General features: G+C 68.1%; 13 protein-coding genes. 4 read left to right on the forward strand and 9 right to left on the reverse strand.

The window, feature by feature from the left end; translation table 11 throughout:
* Positions 1–6: 6 nt before the first annotated feature.
* The 4 genes from FBZ89_RS26675 to FBZ89_RS26690 all read right to left on the reverse strand — a co-directional run bounded on the left by FBZ89_RS26675 (position 7) and on the right by FBZ89_RS26690 (position 1,927).
* Positions 7–387, reverse strand: a complete 381-nt coding sequence (locus FBZ89_RS26675) for a type II toxin-antitoxin system VapC family toxin (RefSeq protein ID WP_145753722.1) — start codon at positions 385–387, stop codon at positions 7–9.
* Complete coding sequence (locus FBZ89_RS26680) at positions 384–644, reverse strand: AbrB/MazE/SpoVT family DNA-binding domain-containing protein (protein ID WP_211115363.1); 261 nt, start codon at positions 642–644, stop codon at positions 384–386. The genes FBZ89_RS26675 and FBZ89_RS26680 overlap by 4 nt, the downstream gene beginning before the upstream one ends.
* A 72-nt stretch (positions 645–716) precedes the next feature.
* Entirely contained in the window at positions 717–1,358 is a 642-nt protein-coding gene (locus tag FBZ89_RS26685) for an NrsF family protein (protein ID WP_145753726.1), read from the reverse strand.
* Complete coding sequence (locus FBZ89_RS26690) at positions 1,355–1,927, reverse strand: sigma-70 family RNA polymerase sigma factor (protein ID WP_145753728.1); 573 nt, start codon at positions 1,925–1,927, stop codon at positions 1,355–1,357. The genes FBZ89_RS26685 and FBZ89_RS26690 overlap by 4 nt, the downstream gene beginning before the upstream one ends.
* A gap of 161 nt (positions 1,928–2,088) precedes the next feature.
* On the opposite strand from FBZ89_RS26690, the gene FBZ89_RS26695 reads away from it, so the two are divergent.
* A complete protein-coding gene (locus tag FBZ89_RS26695; protein ID WP_145753729.1) occupies positions 2,089–2,862 on the forward strand; it encodes an alpha/beta hydrolase in 774 nt (257 codons plus the stop codon).
* Between the two features lie 17 nt (positions 2,863–2,879).
* Here the strand turns inward: FBZ89_RS26695 and FBZ89_RS26700 are convergent, their stop codons facing one another.
* The 4 genes from FBZ89_RS26700 to FBZ89_RS26715 all read right to left on the reverse strand — a co-directional run bounded on the left by FBZ89_RS26700 (position 2,880) and on the right by FBZ89_RS26715 (position 6,164).
* A complete protein-coding gene (locus FBZ89_RS26700) occupies positions 2,880–3,110 on the reverse strand; it encodes a hypothetical protein (RefSeq protein WP_145753731.1) in 231 nt (76 codons plus the stop codon).
* Positions 3,111–3,183: 73 nt separating this feature from the next.
* Complete coding sequence (gene plsY, locus FBZ89_RS26705; protein WP_246172602.1) at positions 3,184–3,864, reverse strand: glycerol-3-phosphate 1-O-acyltransferase PlsY; 681 nt, start codon at positions 3,862–3,864, stop codon at positions 3,184–3,186.
* A 5-nt stretch (positions 3,865–3,869) separates the two neighbouring features.
* Positions 3,870–5,168, reverse strand: a complete 1,299-nt coding sequence (gene pyrC, locus FBZ89_RS26710; RefSeq protein ID WP_145753733.1) for a dihydroorotase — start codon at positions 5,166–5,168, stop codon at positions 3,870–3,872.
* Positions 5,169–5,225: 57 nt separating this feature from the next.
* The gene (locus tag FBZ89_RS26715; RefSeq protein WP_004272168.1) at positions 5,226–6,164 is read right to left on the reverse strand and encodes an aspartate carbamoyltransferase catalytic subunit; all 939 of its coding nucleotides are present in this window, start codon (positions 6,162–6,164) and stop codon (positions 5,226–5,228) included.
* A 484-nt stretch (positions 6,165–6,648) separates the two neighbouring features.
* Between FBZ89_RS26715 and FBZ89_RS26720 the strand changes: the two genes are divergently transcribed.
* Positions 6,649–7,809 (forward strand): hypothetical protein, encoded by a 1,161-nt coding sequence (locus FBZ89_RS26720; protein WP_145753735.1) that lies wholly within the window; start codon positions 6,649–6,651, stop codon positions 7,807–7,809.
* A 32-nt stretch (positions 7,810–7,841) separates the two neighbouring features.
* Here the strand turns inward: FBZ89_RS26720 and gor are convergent, their stop codons facing one another.
* Positions 7,842–9,206 carry a glutathione-disulfide reductase gene (gene gor, locus FBZ89_RS26725; protein ID WP_145753737.1) on the reverse strand — a complete coding sequence of 455 codons (1,365 nt, stop codon included), beginning with the start codon at positions 9,204–9,206 and terminating at the stop codon, positions 7,842–7,844.
* Positions 9,207–9,400: 194 nt separating this feature from the next.
* Between gor and FBZ89_RS26730 the strand changes: the two genes are divergently transcribed.
* Both FBZ89_RS26730 and FBZ89_RS26735 read left to right on the forward strand, forming a co-directional pair.
* Entirely contained in the window at positions 9,401–10,510 is a 1,110-nt protein-coding gene (locus tag FBZ89_RS26730) for a branched-chain amino acid ABC transporter substrate-binding protein (protein ID WP_088873360.1), read from the forward strand.
* A 39-nt stretch (positions 10,511–10,549) separates the two neighbouring features.
* Positions 10,550–11,665, forward strand: coding sequence for a branched-chain amino acid ABC transporter substrate-binding protein (locus tag FBZ89_RS26735; RefSeq protein ID WP_145753738.1), 1,116 nt, complete (start codon positions 10,550–10,552; stop codon positions 11,663–11,665).
* The last annotated feature ends 152 nt before the right edge of the window (positions 11,666–11,817 follow it).

Here is an 11,817-nt window from a genome sequence, read left to right on the forward strand (position 1 = left end):
TCAGTCCTACAACAAAGTCGCCTTTGATAGCGACGCGAACGCCCGGTCGAATGTCATCAGCGTGTCGGCGCCGGCCGCATCGGCTTCGGCCAAGATGACACCATCGGCGAAATCCCTGCCTTGGCTCAGCAATGATAACCCGGTCTCCAGGGCCGGTCGGTTCACTTGGACACTTCTGGCGTCGGTCACCGTCCGTAAAGCCGCTGCGATTTCCTGATCACCATACCGATAAAGCCGTTTGAGAACCCACGCGGTCTCGCACAGCACCTGCAGAGGGATGATCAGCGTTTCAGCATTTTCGATGGCGGCCGCCGCTTTTTGGGCCTGTGCCTCATCGTCCCAGGTCAGATAACGGACCAGCACGTTGGTGTCGATGGCGACCCTCATCCTTTGACGGCGCGGACGGCCTCGGCCTCGACCGCCGCCTGCATCTCTTGGAGAGAGATCACGCGCTGCCCTGGCCGCCGGAGCATGCCGCGTGCACGGACAACGCTGGGACGTGCTGCGGCGGGCTGAAGTTCAACACGCCCATCAGGCAAAAAAACGACGCCGACCTTTTGGCCCGGGCGGAGCCCAAGGTGGTCAAGCACAGCCTGTTTCAGCGTGACTTGGCCCTTGGCGGTGATGGTCAGTTCCAATGCCATGGCAGACATCGTCGGTAAGGCTAGGGTTGCCTTACAATAGTCCCTTTATAGACTTTGGCAAGGGGCCAGACCCTACCACCGCAACGCCATCCGCCCCGCCACCGCGCCGACCGCCGCCATGACGGCGATGGCGGCGCTGTACCACAGCAGCACGAAGGTCCCAGCGTCGTTCTCGCAGGCCAGGGCGTAGGCCATCGCGCCCAGGGCCCCGGCCAGGCCGCCGGCCACGGCGGCGGCGCGCACCGGCTGCGTGGGCGCGCCGTGTCGTAGCAGCAGGATCAGGGCGGCCAGAGCCGGTAGGGAGGCCGCTATGATGATGCTCATGCACGTCGGGGCGGAATAGGTGTGCAGGCCCAGATAGGAGAGGCCGGAGCGGTCGGTGGCCGCCCGGAAGGTCATGATCAGGAAGCCGGGCAGCAAAGGCGCCAGGGGCGGTAGTCCCCGCCCCGGCGCCGCCGACCTCAGCACCAGCCAGGCGCCGGCCAACGCCAGCGCACCGGTACCGGCCACCTTGAATAGGAAGGGCGCCTGCGTCGCCGCCGTGCCGATGTCCGGCCGCACACCCGCCAGAGCCAGAACCACGGCGATGGCGATGGCCAGCGACAGGGTCAGCGCCAGGACCAGCACGGCGGGGAAGGTCTCCATACGCAGGCCGGAACGGCGGCCCGCCTGCCCCGACAGCTGCGCGATCAAGGTCTCGGTCGAGCGGTTCATGGCTTTCTTCCTCCCTCATCCCGTGCGGGTGGATCGGCGGCGTTCCACAGGGCCTTCAGGGCGCGGTGGAACAACACGCGGACGGAGCCCTCGCTGAGGTTCAGCCGTTGGGCCGTGGCCTGGGGCGACAGGCCCTCCACGGCCAGGGCCCGCACCACGCCCTGCTGGCCGGCCGGCAACTGGGCGATGTGACGGTCCAAATCCACCAGGGCGCGCTCCCGCTCCTCCTCCGGCGCCGCCAGGTCGTCGATGGTGAGGTCCGCGCCGCTGAGCGCCTCCCGCCGCAGCTTGCGGGCCGCGTCCAGGAACTTGTAGCGCGCGATGCCGTGCAACCAGGGCATGACGGGCCGGCTGGGGTCCCAGGTGTGCCGCTTGGTATGCAGGCCGATCAGGATTTCCTGCACGATGTCTTCCGTCTCCGCCGTGCCCAGGCCGAAGCGGCCCAGGCGGTTATGGACCACCCGCCGGAACAGCGCTGCCGCCTCGGCCAGGAAGCGCTGATAGGCGGCGGCATCGCCACGCCGTTCCGCGCGCATCGCCGCCGCCCACCGGTCTTCCAACGGGTCCATATCCATCCTTCGCCGGCGGGGGCCGGCTTGTTACAGGGCGGCGTGAAAAAGAATCAAAAAAATTTCTGTGGTGCTGTTACGCCCCGGGAAGGGCCCCCGAAGAAGGGAAAGAAGCCGTTGCGCTTCCCCTCCCCGTTCGATCTCATGCTAGGAGACCCGCCATGTTTCGCAAGCTGTCCTTTGTCGCCACCCTTGCTCTGACCACCGCCACCGTCGCCCTGCCCGCCGCTGCGGCCACCACCCCGGGGGCCCCGGCCCCCGTCCATAACATCGTGCTGGTGCACGGCGCCTGGGCCGATGGGTCCAGCTGGAACGAGGTCATCAAGATCCTGCAGGCGAAGGGCCTGCATGTCACGGCCGTGCAGAACCCGCTGACCTCGTTGGCGGAGTCGGACGCCGCCACCCGCGCCGTGCTGGCGCAGCAGGACGGTCCCACCGTGCTGGTGGCCCATTCCTGGGGCGGCACCGTGATCAGCGACGTGGGCACCGACCCCAAGGTGACGGCCCTGGTCTATGTCGCCGCCCGCGCCCCGGATGCGAATGAGGATTTCGTGGCGCTGTCGGCCAAGTTCCCCACCATGCCCGTGCGGGCGGAGGTGCAAAACCACGACGGCATGACCGTCATCTCGGAAAAGGGCTTCCTGGACTATTTCGCCAACGGTGTCGCCCCGGCGCAGGCCAAGGCGCTGTACGCCGAACAGGGCCCCACGGCGGCCAGCATCTTCGCCGGCCGCACCACCGCCGCCGCCTGGCATGACAAGCCCAGCTACTACGCCGTGTCCAAGCAGGACCTGACCATCTCTCCCGACCTGGAGCGTTTCCTGGCCAAGCGCATGAACGCGGACACCATCGAGGTCGATGGCGGCCACCTGACCCTGGTGTCGCACGCGCAAGAGATCGCCGGCCTGATCCTGAAGGCCGCCGGCCAGGGCTAAGGTAGGATGCTGCGGGGTTAGCGGCTGTGATGCCCCGGCGCGTCCGGCCGCTTCCTCGGGGATTCCTGCTCATCCTCCCGCCTGTCCACGGCGGGCGTGCCTTTGGGTTGCGGCGCCTCGTGCGGGATGGGCGGGAAGATGTCCGGCGTGGGGGAGCGCGCCTCTTCGATCGCCTCCACCACCTCTTCCAGGATGATGTTGCCCAGGATGCTGCCGGTATCGGCGTCCTTGTCGGTCTTCTTGCTCATCACCGTTCCTCTCAAAAGGGGACATCCTTGAAATAAGGATAGGTGCCCTGGGGTTCAAAGGGGCTGAGCTGGGTCAGCCTTCCTTCTTCTTCCCCTGCCCGATCCGGGGTTCCGTCCCCGCCAGCAGGCGGCCGATGTTGGCGCGGTGGCGGATCCAGACCAGGACGGCGATGGCGAGCGCCAGGGCGGCTTCCGCCCCGCCGGCACCGAAGTCGGCGGCGTCAGGCCACACCGCGGGCAGGAACCAGGCGGCCAGCGGCGCCAAGGCCAGGGCCACTAGGGCGGAAAGGGAGGAGATGCGGAACAGGATGGCTATCAGCAACCAGGTCAGGCAGGCAATGACGCCCACCGGCCAGCAGGTGGCCAGCAGCACGCCCAGCGCCGTGGCCACACCCTTGCCGCCCTTGAAGCCCAGCCACACCGGAAAAGTGTGACCCAGCATGGCGCCACCGCCCGCCACCAGGGCGGCCAAGTGCGGCGCGTCCGGCGACGGCAGGACGCTCATGGCCAGGCAGTGGGCGACGCCCACGGCGATGGCGCCCTTGCCGCTGTCCAGGACCAGGGTGGCGGCGGCCAGGGGCTTGTTGCCCGTGCGCAGCACGTTGGTGGCGCCGATGTTGCCGGAGCCGATCTTGCGGATGTCGCCATAGCCGCCCAGGTAGGCCAGCACCAGGCCGAAGGGGATGGAGCCCAGCAGGTAGCCGCCGGCCAGCGCCAGCACCAGGGGCATCAGGGGCAGCGCCGCCGTGTCCATGACGGTCAGGCCGCCAACTGGAAGACGGTGCGGCCATCCACCAGGGTGCGCAGCACGCGGCCCTGCACCGGGTGCCTGTCGAAGCAGCTGTTCTTGGACTTGCTGTGCAGCGCCTCGGCATCCACGCGCCATGGCCGCTCGGCATCGAAAATGACCAGGTCGGCGGCGGCACCGGTGCGCAGGCGGCCCAGGTTCAGGCTCAGCACGGCGGCGGGCTTCACCGTGACGGCGGCCAGGGCGTCCAGCAGGCTCATGTGCCCCTTGTGCACCAGGTCCAGCGTCAGGGGCAGCAGCGTCTCCAGCCCCACGGAGCCGAAGGCCGCCTGGGCGAAGGGCACGCGCTTGGCGTCCTGGTTCCAGGGCAGGTGGTCGCTGGTGATGCAGTCGATGGTGCCGTCGGCCAGCCCTTCCACGATGGCCTGGCGATCATCCTCGGTGCGCAGCGGCGGCGACAGCTTGAAGAAGGTGCGGTAATCGCCGACGTCCCGCTCGGTCAGGGTGAAGTACGGCGGGGCGGTGTCGCAAGTGACCTTCAGGCCCTTGCGCTTGGCGGCGCGGATGACGGCCACGGACTCGGCGGTGGAAATGTCGGCGGCGTGGTAGCGGCCGCCCGTGGCCTCCACCAGGCGCAGGTCCCGTTCCAGCATGATGACCTCGGCCACGGCGGGAATGCCGGACAGGCCCAGCCGGGTGGCGATCTCCCCCGAATTCATGGCGCCGGTGGCCAGCCGCGGTTCCTGCGGATGCTGCAGGATGGGGCGGCCCCAGATGCTGGCGTAGGCCAGCGCGCGCTGCATGACCAGGGCGTCGGCCACGGCCTTGCCGCCGTCGGTGAAGCCCACGGCGCCGGCCTCGGCCAGCAGGCCCATCTCCGTCAGTTCCTTGCCGCCGAGGTCGCGGGTGATGCCGGCGTAGGCGAAGACCTTCACCAGCTTTACCTCGCGCGCGCGGCGGGCGATGAACTCCAGCCCCGCCACGTCGTCGATGACTGGGTCGGTGTCGGGCAGGCAGGCCAGGGCGGTGACACCGCCGGCCGCCGCCGCCTGGCTGGCGGTCTTCAGCGTCTCGTTATCCTCGTGCCCCGGCTCGCCCACCTGGGCGCGCAGATCGACCAAGCCGGGGGCGACGCAGGCGCCTTCCGCGTCGATGGTCTCGATACCTTCCGGCACGCCGTCCCGGAACAGGCCGGGGCCGTGGTCGGCGATCTTGCCACCATCGATCAGCAGGGAGCCGCGCTGGTCCAGGCGGCTGTCCGGATCCAGCAGGCGGGCGTTCAGGATGGCGGTGCGGGCGTGTGTGGCCATGGGGATGGTCCCGGAAGAGCGAGAGGCGGTGAGGCGGGGCGGAGACGGGGCGGCGCGTCAGGCCGGGTCGTTGCGACCGTGTTGCGTCAGCAGATCCAGGCAGGCCATACGCACGGCCACGCCCAGTTCCACCTGCTGCAGGATGACGCTGCGGTTGATGTCGTCGGCCACCAGGCTGTCGATCTCCACCCCGCGGTTCATGGGGCCGGGATGCATGATCAGGGCGTCCGGCTTGGCCGCCGCCAGCTTCTCATAATCCAGGCCGAAGAAGCGGTAGTACTCCCGCACCGAGGGGACGAACTGGCCCTGCATGCGCTCCAGCTGCAGCCGCAGCATCATGACGATGTCGGCGTCCTTCAGGCCGGTGGCCATGTCGTGGTGCACCTCCACGCTCAGCTCACCAATGGCGCGGGGCAGCAGGGTGGGCGGCGCCACCACGCGCACCCGGGCGCCCATGATGTTCAGGAGCTGGATGTTGGAGCGGGCGACGCGGCTGTGCAGGATGTCGCCGCAGATGGTGACGGTCAGGCCGTCCAGCCGCCCCTTATTGCGGCGGATGGTCAGGGCGTCCAGCAGGGCCTGGGTCGGATGCTCGTGCGCGCCGTCGCCGCCTGAAATGACGGCGCAGTTCACCTTGTCGGCCAGCAGCTTCACCGCGCCCGACTCCGGATGGCGCACCACCAGCACGTCCAGGTGCATGGCGTTCAGCGTGGTGGCGGTGTCCAGCAGGGTCTCACCCTTCTTCACGCTGGAACCATCGACCGACATGTTGATGGCGTCGCCGCCCAGGCGCTTGGCCGCCAGCTCGAAGCTGGTGCGGGTGCGGGTGGAGTTCTCGAAGAACAGGTTGACCACGGTCTTGCCGCGCAGCACGTCCGACTTCTTGTTGGGGCTGCGGTTCTGTTCGACGTAGGTGTCGGCCAGATCCAGGATGGTATTGATCTGGGCCTGGCTCAGGCCTTCGATGCCAAGCAGGTGCCGGTGCGGAAAGCGCATGGGATCCCTAGGGCGGTCAGAGGGGGACGGATACGCCCCCCGCACGGGGGACGCCGCCGTATCGGGGCGGGACTATGGCCCCGCTGCCGCCAGCAGGCAAGAACGGGATGGCTGCCCGGCGGCCGACGCGGGGCGCGACCGCGCCACGGCCCGGCCCCTGCCCTTGAGCATCCGCCCGTTCAATCCCATGAGGTGCGCCTCTTACCTACGGGAAGCGATGAATTGTGACGAATAGTTATATTGGATTTGATGTAATCATTGTCGGCCACACTAAAAATGGAGGGAACACTCCCCTCGCTCGCCCCATCCGCCCAGTTAGTACTTTACTACTACTCAATTGGATTTATGCTGATTGCCAGGAACGGGATGGCAGCCCCTGCTCCGCCCTTCCCATCGGCCGTCCAATTCGGGTGACGGATCGCATTACGGCTTTCAGGACCACCATATGCCGCTTGCAGTCCACGATGCGCCAGGCGCCGACCCCATGGCTTCGCCGCCGCCCCCCGCCCTGTCCCGGGCAATGCCGCTGCGCCCAGTCACGCTGGAGCCACCCCGGGCCGACGGCATCTCCCACGCTGCCGCCGACCGCCCCATTCGTGATACCGCCGCCTGGTCGGATGAGACCGACGCCCTGCACCTGCTGCCGCTGCACCTGTTGCCCTTGACCGTCAGCGGGCTGAAGCGCGCGCGCCTGGTGAAGACGGCGCGGCTGGAAACGATGGTGGAACTGTTCCGCGACGCCCGCGCCGGCACCGGGCTCATCCAGATCGAGGGCCTGGGGCGGGAATTCGCGGCCGACAAGGCCTCGCTGGAACGCGACATGGCCTTGCTGCTGAAGCTGGGCGCCGTGGCCTCGTTCGACGTCTACTCCCTGCGCATCGAGCTGCGTGCCCTGGGCATCGCGGTGGATGAGCACCAGCATCTGGTGCTGTCCCCGGAAAAGCAGGAGGAGCTGACCCAGTACATGCAGGGCTTCACCCGCCCCTTGCTGCGCCGCGTCTATGGCGAGCAGGCGGCGCGGGTGGAGAACATGGGCGACCTGACGGCCCTGCTCTCCAGCCCCGACCGGGCGGAGACCCTGGCCAACCTGCGGCACATCGCCGGGCGGCTGGGCCTGAAGCTGACCGAGATTCCCGAATTCCTGGCGCAGTACGGCGATATCTTCCTGTCGGTCGCCTATTTCCGCAGCTGCCGGGACGGCGCCCACGCCCTGCTGGAAGAATTCGGCCGCTGGCTGGCGGATCTGAAGCGTGCCCCCCTGGTGCAAACCGACAGCGCCGCCCAGCGCCTGATCACCACGGTGGATACCAGCCTGAACACCATCATGACCCAGCTGGAGGGCTGCTTCCGCAGCTTCGACCGCATGACGCGGCAGCTGTGGGATGATCTGTCGGCTGAGGGCTTCCAGGCCATGCGCCGTGAGATCGAGGCGCACCACACCGGCGTCGGCGCCCTGTGCTGCGGCCTGGCGGTGAAGCTGGGCGGCTGGAAGCGCGCCTTCCCCACCACCGGCCGGGGTGCCCCGGGGCAGAAGCTGGACTGGCTGCGCCAGGAAATGGTGCCGGGCCTGGCCCAGCTGGTGGAAACCGGGCTGGCCGCCAACAGCCGGCGCGCGCCCGTGGCGGCAAAGGCCCGCCCGGCCTGAGGTCAGGCCGGGTCACACGGCTCCGCCGTCCCTCAAACCAAATCCGGCACCTTGGTCCGCAAGGTCACGAACTCTTCGGCCGCCGTCGGGTGCAGGCCGATGGTGCTGTCGAACACGGCCTTGGTAGCGCCGGCGTTCATGGCCACGGCCACGCCCTGGATCATCTCCGGCGTGTCGTCGCCCACCAGGTGGCAGCCCACCACCCGGTCGCTGGCGCGGTCCACCACCAGCTTCATCAGCATGCGCTGGTCCCGGCCGGAAATGGTGTGCTTCATGGGCTTGAAGTTGGTGCGGTAGATGTCGACCGCCGGATAGACGGCGCGCGCCTGTTCCTCCGTCATGCCGCAGGTGGCGACGGGGGGGATGGAGAAAACGGCGGTCGGGATGTTGTGATAGTTCACGCTGCGCGGTTTGTTGCCGTACAGGGTGTCGGCCAGCACATGGCCCTCGGCCGTGGCCACCGGCGTCAGGTTCACGCGGTCGGTCACGTCGCCCAAGGCATAGATGTTGGGCACGGTGGTGCGGTACTGCTCATCCACCTTGATGGCGCCACGCTCGTTCAGTTGCACGCCCACGCGCTCCAGCCCCAGGCCGCGCACGTTGGGCCGGCGGCCGGTGGCGTAGAGCACGGCGTCCAGTTCCAGCGTCGTGCCATCGGACAGGGTGGCGACCAGGCAGCGGCCCGTCTTCTCCAGGCGTTCGATGGTGGTGCCGGGGCGCAGGTCGACGCCGGCCTTGACCATCTCCGCACCCAGGAAATCCCGCACGTCCTGATCGAAGCCGCGCAGCAGCTTGTCGCCCCGGTAGATCTGCGTGGTGCGGGATCCCAGGCCGTTGAACACACCGGCGAATTCCGTGGCGATGTAGCCGGCGCCGACGATGGCGATATGTTCGGGGCGGCTTTCCAGGTGGAACACCTCGTTGGAGGTGATGGCGTAGTCGCGCACGCCGGGCTTCTCCGGCAGTTCCGGCCAGCCGCCGGTGGCGATCAGGATGCGCTCCGCCGTCACGCGCTTGCCGCCCACGTCCACCGTGTGCTCGTCCACGATGGTGGCGCGGGCCTCGAAGATGGTGGCGCCGGAATTCTCCAGCAGGCGGCGGTAGATGCCGTTCAGGCGGGTGATCTCCGCATCCTTGTTGGCGATCAGGCGCCGCCAGTCATGGTCCCGCGCCTCGACGTCCCAGCCATAGCCGGCGGCATCCTGAAAGCCGGCGGAATACTGGGCGGCGTAGACCAGGAACTTCTTGGGCACGCAGCCGACATTCACGCAGGTGCCGCCCAAGTACCGCTCCTCTGCCACCGCCACGCGGGCGCCATGACCGGCCGCGATTCGGCTGGCGCGCACCCCGCCGGAGCCGGCGCCGATGGTGAAAAGGTCGTAGTCATAGGCGGCCATGGCCGAATTCCCTGTGATGGAAAGGGGGTGTTGCACGAACGGGCGTGCCCAGATGTCGTATCTTTTCCCATTCCGCGCAAGGGATGGCGACGCACTGGAGTTGTGGTGCCAGGTGCGTGCTACCTTCGGCTCATAACAGGGCGGGCCACCCGCTGGGGTGGGCCGCCGGCATCGGGAAATGGGGGAATGGTGGCATGGTGCGCATGAAGGGCCGCGTCGCGGCGGTGGCGATCATGGTGGCGGCGGGCCTTGGGGCCGGCGCCGCCCGGGCCGAGATCAAGCTGGGCCTGGGCGCCCCGTTGACCGGCCCCAACGCCGTGGTGGGCGAACAGCTGCGCCGGGGCAGCGAGCAGGCCATCAAGGACCTGAACGCCAAGGGCGGCGTGCTGGGCGAGCAGATCGTGCTGATCCAGGCGGACGACGCCAGCAACCCCAGCCAGGGCGTGGCCGCGGCCAACAAGCTGATCACCCAGGGCGTGGTGGCCGTCATCGGTCACTACAACTCCGCCGTTTCCATTGCCGCCGCCAAGGTCTATTCCGAGGAAGGCGTGGTCCAGATCTCCCCCGGCTCGACCAATCCGCAGCTGACGGAAATGGGCAGCCACACCACCTTCCGCACCTGCGGGCGCGACGACCAGCAGGGCGAGGTGGCGGCCCAGTACATCGCCAAGAATTTCCCCAAGGCCCGCATCGGCATCCTGCAGGACCAGACCACCTATGGCCGGGGCCTGGCGGACGCCACCCGCGCCGCCCTGGCCAAGCTGGGCCTGAAGGAGGTGGTGTATGAGGCGGTCACGGTGGGCGACCGCGACATGTCCTCCGTCATCACCCGCATGAAGGACGCGCAGGTCGATTTCGTCTATTTCGGCGGCCTGCACACCGAAGCCGGCCTGCTGGTGCGCCAGATGGCGGAAAAGGGGCTGAAGGCCAAGTTCATGGCTGGCGACGGCATCGTCTCCAACGAGTTCTGGAACATCACCGGCGCCATGGGCAACGGCGTGCTGAACACCTTCGGCGCCGATTACCGCCAGCAGCCCGTGGCGGCGGAGGTTGTGAAAAGCTTCCGCGCCCAGAATTATGAGCCCGAGGCCTACACCCTTTACTCCTATGCCGCCGTGCAGGCCTGGGCCCAGGCGGTGACCACGGCCAAGAGCACGGACCCGGCCAAGGTGGCCGACGCCTTGCACAAAGGCAGCTTCCAGACTGTGATCGGCCCCCTCTCCTTCAATGCAAAAGGAGATCGCACCACTGCCGATTACACAGTTTACCAATGGCGCGATGGATCCTATACCGAGGTCAAGTAGTGTAAATTAGCCTCCCCTCGGTTCAGGAATCACAGTTCAATGCGTGTCCCTTCCTTCGCGCGTGCCGCCGTTTTCGCCCTGCCCCTGCTGTCGATCAGCCTTCCCGCCTTGGCGGACATCAAAATCGGCGTCGGTGTTCCGCTCAGTGGCCGCTTGGCCGCCGTGGGCACCCAGCTGCGGCGGGGCGCGGACCAGGCCGTGTCCGACATCAACGCCAAGGGCGGGGTGCTGGGGCAGAAGCTGGTGGTGGACGCGGTGGATGATGGCGGGGAGCCGACGCAGTCGGTCGCCGCCGCCAACCGCCTGGTCACGGACCGCGTCGCCATGGTCATGGGCCACATGACCACCGGCACCACCATGCCGGCGGCCCAGGTCTACGCCGATGAGGGCGTCATCGTCATCACCCCTAGCTCCACCAGTCCGGAGCTGACCGCCCAGGGATGGGACACGCTGTTCCGCACCTGCGGCCGCGACGACCAGCAGGGCCAGGTCATCGGCGCCTATCTCGCCGACCATTACAAGGGTGGCAAGATCGCCATCGTCGATGACCAGACCACCTACGGCAAGGGCCTGGCCGACGCCGTCCGCGCCACGCTGAAGGCCAGGGGCGTGGCCGTGGCCCTGAACGGCACCCTGACCGCGGGCGAGAAGGACTTCAGCAGCATGGTCACCCGCCTGAAGTCGGCGGACGTGGACGCCGTGTTCTACGGCGGCCTGTATCCCGAGGCCGGATTGCTGGTGCGCCAGTCGCGCACCGCCGGCCTGAAGGCGGCCTTCCTGGCGGGCGACACCCTGGCCAGCGATGAGTTCTGGACCACCGCCGGCGCCATGGGCGAAGGGGTCATGATGGCCTACAACGCCGACGTGCGGCAGAGCCCCGCCGCCAAGGAGGCGCTGGACAGCTTCCGCAAGAACGGCGGGGAGCCCAACATCTTCTCGCTCTACTCCTACGCCGCCGTCCAGGTCTGGGCCCAGGCCGCCGCCAGGGCGGGCAGCACCGATCCCAAGAAGGTGGCGGCCGTCCTGCACAGCGGCCAGGAATTCATGACCGCCGTCGGGCCCGTCTCCTACGACGCCAAGGGCGACCGCAAGCAGAACGACTACGTCATCTACGCCTGGCACAACGGCGCCTACGCCCCGCTGGCCAAGCAGTGATCGTCTAGCGTTGGATCATGGAAAGGCCGCCGCCCCAGCCGGGTGGCGGCCTTTTTCTTGGTGCGCCAGGCATGGCGCGAGGTGCGTAAGCACCGAGAGCCGGGTTGGTAACCGGCTTGTGACTTGGAGGTGGAAGTCCTCTACGGACCCTG

Source organism: Nitrospirillum amazonense (assembly GCF_007828045.1).
Taxonomy (GTDB): Bacteria; Pseudomonadota; Alphaproteobacteria; order Azospirillales; family Azospirillaceae; genus Nitrospirillum; species Nitrospirillum amazonense_C.

Bases quoted from the DNA above. Each gene is read 5' to 3' on its own strand.
- FBZ89_RS26675 (WP_145753722.1), bottom strand. From the start codon at position 387: ATGAGGGTCGCCATCGACACCAACGTGCTGGTCCGTTATCTGACCTGG.
- FBZ89_RS26680 (WP_211115363.1), bottom strand. From the start codon at position 644: ATGGCATTGGAACTGACCATCACCGCCAAGGGCCAAGTCACGCTGAAA.
- FBZ89_RS26685 (WP_145753726.1), bottom strand. From the start codon at position 1,358: ATGAACCGCTCGACCGAGACCTTGATCGCGCAGCTGTCGGGGCAGGCG.
- FBZ89_RS26690 (WP_145753728.1), bottom strand. From the start codon at position 1,927: ATGGACCCGTTGGAAGACCGGTGGGCGGCGGCGATGCGCGCGGAACGG.
- FBZ89_RS26695 (WP_145753729.1), top strand. From the start codon at position 2,089: ATGTTTCGCAAGCTGTCCTTTGTCGCCACCCTTGCTCTGACCACCGCC.
- FBZ89_RS26700 (WP_145753731.1), bottom strand. From the start codon at position 3,110: ATGAGCAAGAAGACCGACAAGGACGCCGATACCGGCAGCATCCTGGGC.
- plsY (WP_246172602.1), bottom strand. From the start codon at position 3,864: ATGGACACGGCGGCGCTGCCCCTGATGCCCCTGGTGCTGGCGCTGGCC.
- pyrC (WP_145753733.1), bottom strand. From the start codon at position 5,168: ATGGCCACACACGCCCGCACCGCCATCCTGAACGCCCGCCTGCTGGAT.
- FBZ89_RS26715 (WP_004272168.1), bottom strand. From the start codon at position 6,164: ATGCGCTTTCCGCACCGGCACCTGCTTGGCATCGAAGGCCTGAGCCAG.
- FBZ89_RS26720 (WP_145753735.1), top strand. From the start codon at position 6,649: ATGGCTTCGCCGCCGCCCCCCGCCCTGTCCCGGGCAATGCCGCTGCGC.
- gor (WP_145753737.1), bottom strand. From the start codon at position 9,206: ATGGCCGCCTATGACTACGACCTTTTCACCATCGGCGCCGGCTCCGGC.
- FBZ89_RS26730 (WP_088873360.1), top strand. From the start codon at position 9,401: ATGGTGCGCATGAAGGGCCGCGTCGCGGCGGTGGCGATCATGGTGGCG.
- FBZ89_RS26735 (WP_145753738.1), top strand. From the start codon at position 10,550: ATGCGTGTCCCTTCCTTCGCGCGTGCCGCCGTTTTCGCCCTGCCCCTG.